Genomic DNA, 13,513 nt, shown 5'->3' with positions numbered 1-13,513 from the left:
GCTGAAGGGCGGCGATCCCTATATTTTCGGTCGCGGCGGAGAGGAAGCCTTGGCGCTCGTGCGCGAAAACATCCCGTTCCGCGTCCTGCCCGGCCTCACTTCGGGCCTCAGCGCGCTGGCCGCCACCGGCATTCCGGCGACCATGCGCGGCATCAACAAGGCGGTGATCCTGGCGACCGGCCACGCCGCCGGCACCGACGACGACATCGATTGGGCGGCCATCGCCCGCACGGGCCAACCCGTTATCGTCTATATGGGCATGTCCAATCTGCCCATCATAGCCGCGGCCCTGCTCGACGGCGGGCTGGCGCCATCGACGCCCGCTGCCGTCATCGTCGCCGCCACGACGCCGCAGGAAAGGATCGTCGTGGCGACGCTCGCCACCATCACCGAAGAAGCCGCCGCCGCCGGACTGGCATCGCCGGCGCTGATCGTCGTCGGCGGCATCGTCGCCATGCGCGCGGCGTTGATGGGGCAAGCATGACGGCCCGCGCGATCATCATCGGTGCACCGCGCTCCGGTTCGGGCAAGACCAGCGTCACCATCGGCATCCTGCGCGCGCTCACCCGGCGCGGGCTGAAAGTGCGCGGCGCCAAATCCGGCCCCGACTATATCGATCCCGGCTTCCACACCGCCGCCACCGGCCTGTCCGGCGTCAATCTCGACAGCTGGGCGATGTCGCCTTCGCTGCTCAACGCGCTCGCCGCGCAGGCGGCCGACGACACGGACTTTGTCATCCTCGAAAGCGCCATGGGCCTGTTCGACGGCATTCCGGCCTTGCCAGGCCGCACCGGCTCGGCCGCCGACCTCGCCCGGCTCTACGGCCTGCCGGTGCTGCTTGTGCTCGACGTGTCGGGCCAGTCGACCACGGCAGCGGCGGTCGCCAAGGGCTTTGCCACCTACGACCCGGATGTGCGCATGGCAGGTGTCGTGCTCAACCGGCTCGGCAGCGAGCGCCACCGCCGGCTGTCTGCTGACGCCATCGAGGCGGTCGGCCTGCCTGTCGTCGGCGCCATAATGCGCGACCCGACGCTGACCCTGCCCGAGCGCCATCTGGGTCTCGTGCAGGCCGGCGAATATGACGACCTGATGGCGCATCTCGACCGGCTGGCCGACATGGCGGAAAAGTCGCTCGACCTCGATGCCATCATGGCCCTGGCGACACCCTTCACTCCGGCGGCCGGCGGCTTCGACGACGCGCTGGCGCCGCCCGGCCAACGCATCGCGCTGGCCGAGGACGCCGCCTTTACCTTCCTGTACCCGCATGTCGCCGCTCACTGGCGCAAGGCAGGCGCCGAAATCGTCCCGTTCTCGCCGCTTGCCGACGAAGCGCCGGATGATGGCTGCGATGTCTGCTGGCTGCCCGGCGGCTATCCCGAGCTTCATGCCGGCCGGCTTGCGGCAGCGGAGGTCTTCAAGGCCGGCATGGCGAGATTTGCCGCGACCAAGCCCATCCACGGCGAGTGCGGTGGGTTCATGGTGCTTGGCCATGCTCTCGAAGATGCCGCGGGCCAAACGCATGCGATGCTCGGCCTGCTCGGCCATTCCACCAGCTTCGCCAAGCGCAAGATGAATCTCGGCTACCGCGAGGCACGGCTGCGCGCCGACTGCCCGCTGGGAGTGCAAGGCGCGCTAATCCGGGGCCACGAATTCCACTATGCGCAGATGACCGCGAGCGGCAATGACGAGCCGCTGGCCGACCTCGCCGACGGCCAGGGCAATCCGATCGGTGCATCTGGGTTCCGGCGCGGCCACGTCAGCGGCACCTTCTTCCACGCCATCGCGAGGGGCTAGAGCAATGCCGAAGACCCGCAACCGCATCTCGGAAAGGATCATGCTCAAGCTGCGGAGCGTAACCCTTTCGCCACGACAAATTGTCGACGACATCGCGCTCTGCCTGGTCTTCTTCACACGGCTGCCGCTGCCCGTCCTCGATTTTCGTGGCCGTCGCCTCGCCGCCGCGATCTGGGCGGCGCCGGTCGCCGGCCTCGTCGTCGGTCTGATCGGCGCCATCGTCTTTGCCACCGCAGAACGGTTCGGCCTTGCCATGGGCCCCGCGGCAGCCCTTGCCCTTGTCGCCACGGTGCTCACCACCGGCTGCCTGCACGAGGACGGGCTGTCGGACGTCGCCGACGGCTTCGGCGGCGGCAAATCGCGTGGCCGCAAGCTGGAGATCATGCGCGACAGCCGCATCGGCGCCTATGGCGCCATGGCCTTGGCCTTGTCGCTGCTGATCCGCTGGAGCGCGCTGTCGCAATTCGTCGACCCCACACAGGCGCTCTTCGCCCTCGTTGCCGCGCATGCGGCCTCGCGCGGCGTGCTCGGCGCCTTCATGCATATCCTGCCTCCGGCGCGCGAGGATGGCCTTTCAGCCGGCGCCGGTACCGTTTCGCTGGAAATCGCCATCGCCGCCGTCGTGCTCGGCGCCATCCCGCTCCTGCTGCTTGGTTTCGGCGGCGCCGTCGCTGCGCTGATCCTGCTCGGCCTGCTGTTTGCCGCCTTCCATGCGCTCTGCCTCAACCAGATCGACGGCCAGACCGGCGATACGATAGGTGCCCTGCAGCAGGTGAGCGAGATATCGGTGCTGCTCGTCGCCTCCGTGGCTCTTTCCTGATCCCTTTGGCCTGATTTGATTCCTTTTAGGAGACCTTGCCCCCATGCCCTTCAAATCGCTCGATGAATTGCGTGCCGCCTGCCTCGATCTGCCAGCCGGCAGCCACACCGCTGCAGAGGCAGTATCCCGCCGTCAGGACACGCTCACCAAGCCACAGGGCAGCCTCGGCCGGCTGGAGACCATCGCCGCATGGCTGGCGCGCTGGCAGGGCCGTGACATGCCCAGGCTCGACCGGGTGAAGGTGTTCGTCTTCGCCGGCAATCACGGCGTCACCGCGCAGGGCGTGTCGGCTTACCCGTCGGAAGTCACGGTGCAGATGGTGGCGAATTTCGCCAGCGGAGGTGCCGCCATCAACCAGCTCGCCCGCATCGCCGGCGCCGAGCTCGATGTCATCCCGCTTGATCTCGACCATCCCACCGGCGATTTCACCCAAATGCCGGCAATGGACGAGGCAGCGTTTCTCGCTGCCGTCTCGGCTGGCTACGACGCCGTCACTGATGACCTCGACCTGATCTGTTTCGGCGAGATGGGCATCGGCAACACCACGCCGGCCGCTGCCATTTCAGCCGCACTGTTCGGCGGTGGCGCCGAAAAATGGACCGGGCGCGGCACCGGCGTCGATGATGACGGGCTGAAGCGCAAGGTGGTCGCCATCGAAGCCGGCCTGAAGCGCCATGCCGCCGCCCTTGCCGACCCGCTGGGCGTTGCCGCCGCGCTCGGCGGACGCGAACTCGCGGCCATCTTCGGCGCTACGCTGGCCGCCCGACATCTCGGCATTCCGGTGCTGCTCGACGGCTTCGTCTGCACCGCCGCCGCCGCCCCGCTGGCCAAGTTGCACCCGACTGGCCTCGCGCACACCATCGCGGCCCATGTCTCAGCCGAATCGGGCCATCGCGGCCTGCTCGAAGCGCTCGGCCTGCCGCCGTTGCTCGATCTCGGCATGCGGCTCGGCGAAGGCTCGGGCGCCTGCCTTGCCGTCAACATCGTTCGCTCGGCGCTGGAGTGTCATGCGCACATGGCGAGCTTTGCCGAGGCCGGAGTTTCAGAGAAGTAGACGGATCTAAGCTTTATAGAGCAGCAATCGCAAAGCAGCTTATGTCGCTTCCGCGCCCCCGATTCGCTCGGGAGGTCGACCAATGCGTCGGAAATGGTGAGCACAAGCTGCCGGATTCACGCCTTGAACGGAAAAAGCCCGCGCACCGAAATGCGCGGGCTTTTGAACCAAACGGTTGACCAAGCTTAGGTTGGGCAGCCGTAGCTCGGACACGGCGCGGCCGTAATGGTCGAGAGCTTTTCGCGCTTGTCTAGAACTGGCTTCACGTAGGTCTTCTTCATTCAAACGTCCCCATCGCCAAATGTCTACGGCACCAGCCTTGACTGGTGTTGGGGCGCTTTGTCAACGGCGGAAAATGCCGGCCGCCGGAGAGTCACAGGAAGCGGCACTTGCTTCGACAACTGCGGGAAGCGAGTCAAACGCATCCCGCCTCCAGGGTCTTTCCACCAAGTCTTTGAAGAATTTGGTGGGTGCGCACAGGATTGAACTGTGGACCCGCTGATTAAGAGTCAGCTGCTCTACCAACTGAGCTACGCACCCACTCGGCCGGCAAAAACCGGCGTTGGCGGGCATATAGCCGCCACCATCGGTCATGTCCAGCCCTGCCGGAATCATTTCCCGACAAATCGACAAGCCTGCCATCGATCAGACGAAAAGCTTGCCTTCCGCGACCTTGACCGCATTGCCGCCGATGCGCGCGGAGGCCAGTTTTCCGCCTTGCACGGTCAGTTCGAGGCGGATGCGCGAGGGACGCCCCATTTCCAGTCCCTGCTCGATCCACAGCTGCGAAATGCCGTCCGTCGGTGCGTCGAAATGCATGATGGCGCCGGCGAAAGCCGCAGCCGCCGAGCCGGTCGCGGGATCCTCATAGGACGGCGTGCCGGGCACGATCATGCGGACATGGAACGCGCTTTCATGGTTCACGCTCTCGCGGCAATAGACATAAGGACTGGCGAAGGCCCATTCGCTCTTGCGCGGCGCCAGTTCCGACCAGGCCTGGTTGTCGAGCCGGATCCGGCCCGCCGCCTCGAGATTGGCCACGGGGATGGTCACATAGGGCACACCGGCCGACCAGAATGATACCAGGTGATTCTCGAAGCCGATTTCGTGTGGCGTCAGGCCGAGTGCCGCCCCGATCGCCTCCGGATCGGCCTCGAGCTTCAGCGGCTCGGGCAGTTTCGCCAGGTCGAACTCGGCGAAAATGCTGCCATCGTGCCGGCTGACGGCGCAGCGCACCGGGCCGATATTCTCTTCCAGCACGAAAATGCCGGCGCCCTCCTCCGCCAGTTCGGCCAGAGCGATCGCGGCGCCGACGGTCGGATGGCCGGCGAACGGCATTTCATAGTCCGGCGTGAAGATGCGGATGCGGTTCTTATGCTTGGGATTGTCCGGCGGCATCACGAAGACGGACTCGGACAAATTGAATTCGCGCGCGATGGCCTGCATCGCGGCCGTATCCAGGCCCTCGCAATCCAACACCACCGCCAACGGGTTGCCAGCCAGTCGCTCGGTCGTGAACACATCGTAAAGCAAGTAATTCCGCGTTTTCATTCCTGCCTCAATCCCAACATGGGCGAAATTTAATTTGATATTCCAACCGTCAAGCCTGATCTGTGCACAGATAGGGACATTACGCATCATAGGGGTCCAGCGTGGACCAGATTGTCAATCTGCCAAAGACGGAATCGGATTCCGCCATCGAGACGGCGCTCGGCCTCGATATGAAGGGGCGGAGCCGGACGCGTCGTCGCGGTTGGCTCTATGCATTGCTGACCCTGGTCGCGCTTGCCGCTGGCCTGGGCCTCTACCAATGGTATGCGGGCACGCCGGCCAGGATCGACTACACGACGACGCCGGCAGCCAAGGCCGATCTCACCGTCCAGGTGTCGGCGACGGGCACGTTGCAGCCGCTCACCCAGGTCGACATTTCCAGCCAGCTCTCCGGCATGATCGGTTCGGTCTCCGTCGAGGAGAACCAGCAGGTCAAGAAGGGCGACGTGCTAGCGGCGCTCGACACAGCCAAGCTGCGTGTCCAGATCGAGCGCGCCGAGGCTTCAGCCAAGGCGGCGGCTGCCAATGTCGAGGATGCCAAGGTCACCCTCGACGAGAACGAAAAGGCGCTTGTGCGATCGGCCGCCTTGACCAAGCGTGGCATGGCCACCGACCAGTCGCTGGAAGCGGCGAACGCGACGCGCGACCGCTCCAGGGCGGCGCTCGACAGCGCCGAGGCGAATCTAGCCATCGCCAATGCCGACCTGAAATCGCAGCAGACCGACCTTGCCAACAGCACCATCTATGCGCCCATCGACGGAATCGTGCTGACGCGCTCGGTCGATCCCGGCCAGACGGTCGCCTCCTCCCTGCAGGCGCCGGTGCTGTTCGTCATCGCTGCCGACCTCAGGAACATGGAACTGGTTGCGGCCGTCGACGAGGCCGATATCGGCGCGGTCAAATCAGGCCAGCATGCCCGCTTCACGGTCGATGCCTTCCCGGACCGGCCGTTCGATGCCGAGATCCGCGACATCTCGTACGCCTCGGTCACCACCGACGGTGTCGTCACCTACAATGCGCGGCTCGAGGTCGACAACAACGAGCTGTTGCTGCGGCCGGGCATGACCGCGACTGTCTCGGTCGTCACCCGGCAGGCCAAGGACGTTCTCACCGTCCCGGCAACCGCTTTCCGCTACCGCCCGGCGCAGCAGGCGGCCCGTGGCTGGAGCCTGAGCGACCTGTTCACTGGCCGCATGGGCCGCCCAAACCGCCAACGCCCGGCCGCGCCACCCACGGACGGCTCGCGCACGCTGTACGTGCTGGAGAACGGACGGCCGCATCCGGTCAACGTCAAGATCGGCTCGACCGACGGCGAGCTGACCGAGATCATCTCGGGCCTCGACGAAGGCGCGCTAGTTATCACCGCGTCGCAGCAGCGGAGCTAAGGCCGTGGCCGCGGGTGCTGCCCTTATCGCCTTTGACAAGGTCTGGAAGAGCTATGGCCAGGGCGAGGCCAAGGTCCATGCGCTGGCCGGCGTCGACCTTGCCATCCGGCGCGGCGAATTCGTCGCCATCATGGGTCCTTCCGGCTCCGGCAAGTCGACGGCGATGAACATCATCGGCTGCCTCGACACGCCGACGGCCGGGACCTACTCCTTCATGGGCATCGACGCCGGACGGCTCGACCGCAACCGCCGCGCCATGCTGCGCAACCTCTATGTCGGCTTCGTCTTCCAGGGCTACAATCTGCTGGCCCGCACCACCGCGGCGGAAAATGTCGAACTGCCGCTGATCTATCGTGGCGTGGCAGCCCGCGAGCGCCGCGACCTCGCCATGCAGGCTTTGGCGCAGGTCGGGCTTGTCGGCCGCGAACACCACACGCCGGCCGAACTGTCCGGCGGCCAGCAGCAGCGCGTCGCGATCGCGCGCGCCATCGTCACCAGGCCGACCCTGCTGGTGGCCGACGAGCCGACCGGCAACCTCGACACCGCCCGCACGCACGAGATCATGGAGTTGCTGACCCAACTCAACACCGAGCTTGGCCTGACCATCACCATGGTCACCCATGAGGCTGATGTCGCCTCCTACGCCGAACGTACCATCCGCTTCGTCGACGGGCATGTCGCCTCCGACACCATGAAGGCAGAGCTGGCATGATCTGGGAAACTGTCCGGCTTTCCTTGCGCTCCATCCGCCGCAACGTGCTGCGCTCGTTCCTGACGCTGCTTGGCATCGTCATCGGCGTTGCCGCGGTCATCGCCATGCTCACCATAGGCTCCGGCACCACGGAAAAGGTCAAGGCCGACATCTCCAAGCTCGGCAGCAATTTGCTGGTCGTCCGCTCAGGCCGGCCCGCGGGGCCAGGCGGGCCAGGCGGGCTCGACCAGGTGGTGCGCCCGCTGGCCGAAAAGGACCTGACGGCGCTGGTTGCGCATCTCACCGGCGCGCGCGCCATTTCGCCGGCGTCGCAGAAACAGGTGCGCGTCATATTCGGCACCGAAAGCCTGACCTCGGGCGTCACCGGCACTGACAGCGCCTATCTCGATGCCCGCGACTGGAAGCTGGTGTCAGGCCGGCCGTTCAGCGATTCCGAAACCCGGTCCGGCACCGGCGTGTGCCTTATCGGCGAGACAGTGCGCCAGCAATTCTTCGGCGCCGGCGACCCCGAGGGCGAGATCATCCGCGTCAACCGGACCTCCTGCAAGGTCATCGGCCTGCTCGAGCCCAAGGGTTACACTGGTTTCGGCCAGGACCAGGACAATGTCGTCCTGATGCCTCTGCATGCCTATCAGCGCCGCATCGCGGGAAACCGCGACATCGACAACATCTACATCGCCGCCGACGACCGCACGCCGACAAGCGAGTTGCAGCCGCGCGTCGAGGACATCCTGCGCGACGCGCGCCGCATAACGCCCGACCGCGAGAGCGATTTCGCCATCCGCGACATGACCCAGATCGCCGACGCCATGGCCAGCGCCACCGCCACCATGACCGGCATGCTGGGCGCCGTCGCCGGCGTCAGCCTGCTGGTCGGTGGCATCGGCATCATGAACATCATGCTGGTGTCGGTCACCGAGCGCACCCGCGAGATCGGCATCAGGCTGGCCATAGGCGCCCATGAAAAACACATCCTCATCCAGTTCCTGGTCGAGGCGACGGTGCTGTCGCTGCTCGGTGGCATCATCGGCATCCTGATCGGGCTGGCACTGGCCGGCCTTGCCTCATTGACGCTGACCATCCCCTTCGCGCCGAGCCCGGCTGTCATCCTGCTTGCCGTCGGCTTTTCCGCCCTGATCGGCATGGTGTTCGGCTTCTTCCCGGCGCTGCGCGGCGCCAGGCTCAACCCGATCGACGCGTTGCGGCACGAATAGAACCCGGCCACCATCCGGCACCCCAATTGATTCTGCACAACTTGTGCCGTTTCCGCCCCGTGCATCCACTGTCGCGGCGCGATTTGCGATGTTAGGACAGGGTATCTCTGGTCGGGGAACAGCAGATGAGCAAGAAGGCGCGCCTGATCCTGGCGATCGTGATCCTGGAAGCCGTCCTTGCCGGCATCTGGTGGTATCTCGCCCACTTCGGCATGGCCAATCCTGACCGCGTCACATCGGATTTCCAGACAGTCGTCGGCCAGACCATGGGAATGGCGATGGGCGGCTTGCTGGGGCTTGGCGTTGTCTTGTTCTTCGTCGCCGCGCGCAATGATCGCAAGGACGTGCAGAACAAAGCGCCGCGTTAGTCGACGCCCGAAAAATGCCACTCGATCAGCGGCTTCATGTGCGGCATGAGCCCATCGGGCAGATCAGTGGCGTGGCGGATGATCACCGGCCCCTCGATCTCCGGCTCGCTCTCGGTCGCGACGAAAGCGCGGATGCGCTCGGCGATTGAGTCGGCCGGCGCCGTCTCGTGATAGCGGCGAAAGATCACCGTGCCGCTGTTCGCCGACAAAGCGTGATAGCGCTCGCCGCGCCTCACGCGCGACAGGTCGAGGCCGGTCTCCTCCCGCACCTCGCGGGTCATGTTGAAGTCGACGTCGACCAGCCCGTCGCGAAAATCCGTCGGCTCGAACGAGCCGGCGGCGAAATAGACGCGCCCGGCATTGACCGTGTGCGGCGCCATTCGGATCGCCACCAACGCATTGTCGCCGGCAACCAGCATGGCGTGCGCAAAGGCATGCTCGGCCCCCGAACTGTCGCGCCGCCTGCGCCAGAGCATGAAGGTCGAGTAGTTGACGGCATGGCAGCGGCCGACGAGGCGATTATCGCGCCAGGCGAGTTGCGAGAGCAGCACCATGGTGCCGTCGAACAGCGCCGGATTGGCCGAGATCTCGCGTTGCCAGTTCTCGGCGATCGCCTCCGCATTATCCAGCGCGAAGGGGTGCGGGGCCGGATCGAGCCGCACATCGACGGCGTCGACCGGCAGGATGATATTGCGCGGCAGGTCGAAATCCATGGTGATCACGCCATGTCGAGGGTGATGGCCACCGGACAGTGGTCGGATGCCTTCGGCCGGTCCCAGCCGGCGCGCGGAAAGCGGTCCACCTCCTGTCCTGGCGGAAATATGGTGCGCCAGGGCTGGCCGTTGCGGACGATGTCGGGGACGGCCGTGGCGTTCTTGGCCGCCAGCCCCCGCGACAGCAGGATATAGTCGAGCTGGCACAGGTGCCGCTCTTGCGGTCCCCGCGTGTGATACAAAGTCCAGCGGTTCATCTCCGGCCGCCGCTCGACCACGTTTTCGCAGAACCCGCCTTCCGTCAGCACATTGACGCAAGACAGGGTCTCGTCGACCACTTCGAAGCGATAGCCGTCGAACTCATCGCCGGCGATCTTCACGCGTTGCCGGTAATCATTCATATCGCCGCAGACCGCCCAATCCTTGTCGGCAGCCTCGCTGCCGAAACGCTCCTCGATGATGCGGCGCACCGCCAGCGCCTCGGCAATGCGGACCGGCATGGTTGCCTCGCGCCCGTCGAGCCCGTTACGCGGCGAGCCCATCGACTTGAAGTGCACGAGATAGAGCGTCAGCGGCACGCCGCCGACGGTGACGTCAACCTCCAGGCAGTCGCGCCGGAAGATGCGCTCATTGGCCTGATTGCCGAGCGCCGCGAGTTCCGGCGTGTGCAGTCCGAACTGATCGTAGGTGACGTAGGCATGGCTGGTCATGCGCACGAACTCGATGGGCTGCCCCTGCGCGGTCTCGTTGCGCATCATCATCGCCACATCGATGCCGCGCGTATCGTTGCCCGACGTCGTGTATTTCTGGCGGTAGCCCTGCCCCACCATCTTGAACAGATAACCATATTCAAACGCCTTCAGGGCCTCGATGTTGTCGACCTCCTGCAGGCAGATGAGGTCGGCTCGGGTTGCCGCGATCGCCAGCGCCGTCAGCTGGCGCGTGTCGTCGGACTGGGCGATGGCGCGCGCCTGTTCCAGGATCTTGTATTCGGCCTCGCTCTGGATATCGAAAAGCGCCAGCGTGCGATCCTCGTTGAGCTGGTTGCGATAACCGGAAAAATCGAACCTGTTCATCAGGTTCTCGACATTGAAGGTGGCAAGGCGCAGCGGCATGCCCCGAGCTTTGCCCGCAAGCGCGGCGGAAAACAAGGCCGCCGGACCACCCGCTGGGATCGATTGGTCCTGATGGCATTCGCGCCATGGTTGACGGAACCTTTCCGTTCATCCGCCGTTCAGACGCAAAGATCCACTGTGACCCCATTCCTCGGGTAGGCGTGGGGCCTTCATCTCTTGGAGAGTGTTATGAACTCGCTCTGTTCTTCAACGGTTAAATCGGGGCTGATCGCCCTGGCCATCATATCCGGTGTCACATCGACATCCGTCGCCGGGCCGATGATGCAGCCGGACGTTTCCGTCCCAGCAAGCACCGCCGCGCCGGCGATCACGCAGGTTCGTGATAGCTGGGCGGGCGGCAACAACAACAACAACAACTGGAGATGGCGCCGGTCAGGCAACCATTGGAACGGCAACCACTGGAATGGCAACCATTGGAATGGCAACCATTGGAACGGCGATGATAACTGGCGTTGGCGCCGCCACCACTATCGGGGTGGTCGCTACTATGACGATGGTGCTGGTGCTGCGATCCTCGGACTGGGTCTTGGGCTAGGCCTGGGCAGCATGTACAACAACTATAACTCCTACGACGCTCCGCCGCCGCGTCGCTATTACCGCGCAGGTCGCCTGTCGAGCGCCCACGTCCAGTGGTGCTACAACCGCTACCGGTCGTATCGTTCCTATGACAACACCTTCCAGCCCTATAACGGTCCGCGCCAGCAGTGCTGGTCGCCCTATAGCTGATCTGCCCATAGCGGGGCAGCAACGAGCAGAAATGAAAACGGCGCCACATGGCGCCGTTTCGATTCCCAGGGCCTGGAACTCGCTTAGTTCTTGGCCTTGTCGACCAGCTTGTTCTTCGAGATCCACGGCATCATGGCACGCAGCTTGGCGCCGACTTCCTCGATCTGGTGGCTGTCGTTCATGCGGCGGATGCCCTTGAAGCGCGACATGCCGGCGCGATACTCCTGCATCCATTCCGAGGTGAACTTGCCGGTCTGGATGTCCTTCAGCACACGCTTCATCTCGGCCTTGGTCTCGGCGGTGATGATGCGCGGGCCCGAGACATATTCACCCCATTCGGCGGTGTTCGAGATCGAGTAGTTCATGTTGGCGATGCCGCCTTCATAGATCAGGTCGACGATCAGCTTGACCTCGTGCAGGCACTCGAAATAGGCCATCTCAGGCGCGTAGCCGGCTTCCACCAGCGTCTCGAAGCCGGCGCGGATCAGTTCGACCAGGCCGCCGCACAGCACGACCTGCTCGCCGAACAGGTCGGTCTCGCATTCCTCGCGGAAATTGGTCTCGATGATGCCCGAACGACCGCCGCCGACGCCGCAGGCGTAGGAGAGCGCGAGATCAAGCGCGTTGCCCGAAGCGTCCTGGTTGACGGCAACCAGGCACGGCACGCCGCCGCCCTTCTGGTATTCGCCGCGCACCGTGTGGCCCGGACCCTTCGGCGCGATCATGACAACGTCGACGGTCGACTTCGGTTCGATAAGGCCGAAATGCACGTTGAGGCCGTGCGCGAAGGCGATCGCCGCGCCGTCGCGGATGTTCGGCGCGATTTCGTTCTTGTAGATGTCTGCCTGCAATTCGTCGGGCGTCGCCATCATCATCAGGTCGGCCCACTTGGCGGCATCCGCCACGCTCATCACCTTGAGCCCATCGGCCTCGACCTTCTTGGCCGTCGCCGAGCCGGCCTTCAGGCCGATGGCGATCTCCTTGGCGCCTGAATCCTTGAGGTTGAGCGCATGCGCCCTGCCCTGGCTGCCATAGCCGATGATGGCGACCTTCTTGCCCTTGATCAGGTTGAGATCGGCATCACGATCGTAATAGACACGCATTTTGTCTTCCTTCCCGTTTTAAGACTCAGAGGCCTCGCGGCCCGGTTTTGCTCCAAAAAGAGCGAGAAACTGCTGCGCCGCCCGCACGGCATCGCCGTCGATCGTCGCCTCAGTCAATTCCAGCCGGTCGCCGAGGAGCAGACGGATCTGCACGTCCCGGGCGACCAGCCCGAAAAAAGTGCGAAACGCCATCTCGGCGTCCGCGAAATCGAGCAACCCCGATTGCCGGCCAGCTTCCAGCACCGGCTTCAGTCTCTTGGCCAATGCGAAGCGGCCATTGTCCAGCACGACGGCGCCAAGGTTATCCTTGCCGGAGCCTGCATGGCCGACCGCGACGCGGTTGAGCGCGATCGAGGTATCGCTTGAGATCACCCTCAGCCAGTCGGACGCAAAGCGCTCAAGGCTTGCCGTCAGCGAGGCAATATCGAGGCCCTTGCCGTCGACCGGCGCCACCCGAACCTTTGAGGCCTGCCACTGGACCGTTGCCGTCAGCAGCCCGTCGCGGTCCCCAAACCATTTGTAGAGCGTCTCCTTGGAACAGCTCGCCCGACGCGCCACCGCCGTCATGGTGAGCTGATCGCCCTCCTCGACCAACAGCCGCAGGGCTGCGTCGAGAACGGCTTTCTGCCGCTCCGTCAGCGCTTCGGCGGTCTCGATGTCGGGTACACTGTGCAACACGCTCTTCCCTCGAGCACGGCAGACCGAAACACATCGGTGCCGTACCGTACGTTACGGTTCGGCATATTGCGCAATACGCCTGCCGGCGCAAGAGGCACGCGAAGAAAAACCTGAGGGCGGGCATGAACCCCGGAGGTATCGGTCAGCCGCGTCAACCGCTCGGCCACTTCGCCTCGGTCAGTCCGATCCGCGTGAACGGGTCGATCACCGTGCCGGCCACCATCGAGGCGAGGAACTGTGGCGCCGGCGGAATTTTCGC

The 13,513-nt window shown here is 64.8% G+C and carries 14 protein-coding genes and 1 tRNA gene; 9 read left to right on the top strand and 6 right to left on the bottom strand.

Features of this window, described 5'->3' with window-relative positions; all coding sequences use genetic code 11:
- The 4 genes from WC739_RS20540 to cobT form a co-directional block, all read left to right on the top strand.
- The coding region (locus WC739_RS20540; RefSeq protein ID WP_372954854.1) for a uroporphyrinogen-III C-methyltransferase at window positions 1–484 on the top strand (484 nt) is incomplete at its 5' end.
- Window positions 481–1,794 (top strand): cobyrinate a,c-diamide synthase, encoded by a 1,314-nt coding sequence (locus WC739_RS20535; RefSeq protein ID WP_372954853.1) that lies wholly within the window; start codon window positions 481–483, stop codon window positions 1,792–1,794. The genes WC739_RS20540 and WC739_RS20535, both read left to right, overlap by 4 nt.
- Window positions 1,795–1,834: 40 nt before the next feature.
- Entirely contained in the window at window positions 1,835–2,614 is a 780-nt protein-coding gene (gene cobS / locus WC739_RS20530; protein WP_372954855.1) for an adenosylcobinamide-GDP ribazoletransferase, read from the top strand.
- 43 nt (window positions 2,615–2,657) lie between these two features.
- Window positions 2,658–3,668 carry a nicotinate-nucleotide--dimethylbenzimidazole phosphoribosyltransferase gene (cobT, locus tag WC739_RS20525; protein WP_372954852.1) on the top strand — a complete coding sequence of 337 codons (1,011 nt, stop codon included), beginning with the start codon at window positions 2,658–2,660 and terminating at the stop codon, window positions 3,666–3,668.
- Window positions 3,669–4,132: 464 nt separating this feature from the next.
- Here the strand turns inward: cobT and WC739_RS20520 are convergent.
- Window positions 4,133–4,208, bottom strand: a tRNA-Lys gene (locus tag WC739_RS20520).
- Between the two features lie 105 nt (window positions 4,209–4,313).
- On the bottom strand, window positions 4,314–5,219 hold the full coding sequence (locus WC739_RS20515; RefSeq protein ID WP_372954851.1) for a PhzF family phenazine biosynthesis protein: 906 nt from the start codon (window positions 5,217–5,219) through the stop codon (window positions 4,314–4,316).
- Between the two features lie 101 nt (window positions 5,220–5,320).
- Between WC739_RS20515 and WC739_RS20510 the strand changes: the two genes are divergently transcribed.
- The 4 genes from WC739_RS20510 to WC739_RS20495 all read left to right on the top strand — a co-directional run bounded on the left by WC739_RS20510 (window position 5,321) and on the right by WC739_RS20495 (window position 8,898).
- Entirely contained in the window at window positions 5,321–6,604 is a 1,284-nt protein-coding gene (locus WC739_RS20510; protein WP_372954850.1) for an efflux RND transporter periplasmic adaptor subunit, read from the top strand.
- Between the two features lie 4 nt (window positions 6,605–6,608).
- Window positions 6,609–7,316: an ABC transporter ATP-binding protein gene (locus tag WC739_RS20505; RefSeq protein WP_372954849.1), complete on the top strand. Its 708-nt coding sequence runs from the start codon at window positions 6,609–6,611 to the stop codon at window positions 7,314–7,316.
- Window positions 7,313–8,530, top strand: coding sequence for an ABC transporter permease (locus WC739_RS20500; protein WP_372954848.1), 1,218 nt, complete (start codon window positions 7,313–7,315; stop codon window positions 8,528–8,530). The genes WC739_RS20505 and WC739_RS20500 overlap by 4 nt, the downstream gene beginning before the upstream one ends.
- A gap of 125 nt (window positions 8,531–8,655) precedes the next feature.
- Window positions 8,656–8,898, top strand: a complete 243-nt coding sequence (locus WC739_RS20495) for a hypothetical protein (RefSeq protein WP_372954847.1) — start codon at window positions 8,656–8,658, stop codon at window positions 8,896–8,898.
- Here the strand turns inward: WC739_RS20495 and WC739_RS20490 are convergent.
- Both WC739_RS20490 and WC739_RS20485 read right to left on the bottom strand, forming a co-directional pair.
- On the bottom strand, window positions 8,895–9,611 hold the full coding sequence (locus WC739_RS20490) for a hypothetical protein (RefSeq protein WP_372954846.1): 717 nt from the start codon (window positions 9,609–9,611) through the stop codon (window positions 8,895–8,897). The genes WC739_RS20495 and WC739_RS20490 overlap by 4 nt on opposite strands.
- Before the next feature lie 5 nt (window positions 9,612–9,616).
- Window positions 9,617–10,726, bottom strand: a complete 1,110-nt coding sequence (locus WC739_RS20485) for an endonuclease/exonuclease/phosphatase family protein (protein ID WP_372954845.1) — start codon at window positions 10,724–10,726, stop codon at window positions 9,617–9,619.
- Between the two features lie 189 nt (window positions 10,727–10,915).
- Between WC739_RS20485 and WC739_RS20480 the strand changes: the two genes are divergently transcribed.
- Window positions 10,916–11,473 (top strand): BA14K family protein, encoded by a 558-nt coding sequence (locus WC739_RS20480; protein ID WP_372954844.1) that lies wholly within the window; start codon window positions 10,916–10,918, stop codon window positions 11,471–11,473.
- A gap of 83 nt (window positions 11,474–11,556) precedes the next feature.
- Here the strand turns inward: WC739_RS20480 and ilvC are convergent, their stop codons facing one another.
- Together ilvC and WC739_RS20470 are read right to left on the bottom strand one after the other, a co-directional pair.
- Window positions 11,557–12,576 carry a ketol-acid reductoisomerase gene (gene ilvC, locus WC739_RS20475; protein ID WP_023757108.1) on the bottom strand — a complete coding sequence of 340 codons (1,020 nt, stop codon included), beginning with the start codon at window positions 12,574–12,576 and terminating at the stop codon, window positions 11,557–11,559.
- Window positions 12,577–12,594: 18 nt separating this feature from the next.
- The gene (locus WC739_RS20470; protein WP_372954843.1) at window positions 12,595–13,254 is read right to left on the bottom strand and encodes a TetR/AcrR family transcriptional regulator; all 660 of its coding nucleotides are present in this window, start codon (window positions 13,252–13,254) and stop codon (window positions 12,595–12,597) included.
- Window positions 13,255–13,513 lie beyond the last annotated feature (259 nt).

This window comes from Mesorhizobium sp., assembly GCF_041661565.1.
Taxonomy (GTDB): Bacteria; Pseudomonadota; Alphaproteobacteria; order Rhizobiales; family Rhizobiaceae; genus Mesorhizobium.
The sequence above is the reverse complement of the archived record's forward strand: the minus strand, read 5'-3'. Positions and strand labels throughout refer to the sequence as shown.

Coding starts and splice junctions, on each gene's coding strand:
- WC739_RS20535 (WP_372954853.1), top strand. CDS start 481: ATGACGGCCCGCGCGATCATCATCGGTGCACCGCGCTCCGGTTCGGGC.
- cobS (WP_372954855.1), top strand. CDS start 1,835: ATGCTCAAGCTGCGGAGCGTAACCCTTTCGCCACGACAAATTGTCGAC.
- cobT (WP_372954852.1), top strand. CDS start 2,658: ATGCCCTTCAAATCGCTCGATGAATTGCGTGCCGCCTGCCTCGATCTG.
- WC739_RS20515 (WP_372954851.1), bottom strand. CDS start 5,219: ATGAAAACGCGGAATTACTTGCTTTACGATGTGTTCACGACCGAGCGA.
- WC739_RS20500 (WP_372954848.1), top strand. CDS start 7,313: ATGATCTGGGAAACTGTCCGGCTTTCCTTGCGCTCCATCCGCCGCAAC.
- WC739_RS20495 (WP_372954847.1), top strand. CDS start 8,656: ATGAGCAAGAAGGCGCGCCTGATCCTGGCGATCGTGATCCTGGAAGCC.
- WC739_RS20490 (WP_372954846.1), bottom strand. CDS start 9,611: ATGGATTTCGACCTGCCGCGCAATATCATCCTGCCGGTCGACGCCGTC.
- WC739_RS20485 (WP_372954845.1), bottom strand. CDS start 10,726: ATGCCGCTGCGCCTTGCCACCTTCAATGTCGAGAACCTGATGAACAGG.
- WC739_RS20480 (WP_372954844.1), top strand. CDS start 10,916: ATGAACTCGCTCTGTTCTTCAACGGTTAAATCGGGGCTGATCGCCCTG.
- ilvC (WP_023757108.1), bottom strand. CDS start 12,576: ATGCGTGTCTATTACGATCGTGATGCCGATCTCAACCTGATCAAGGGC.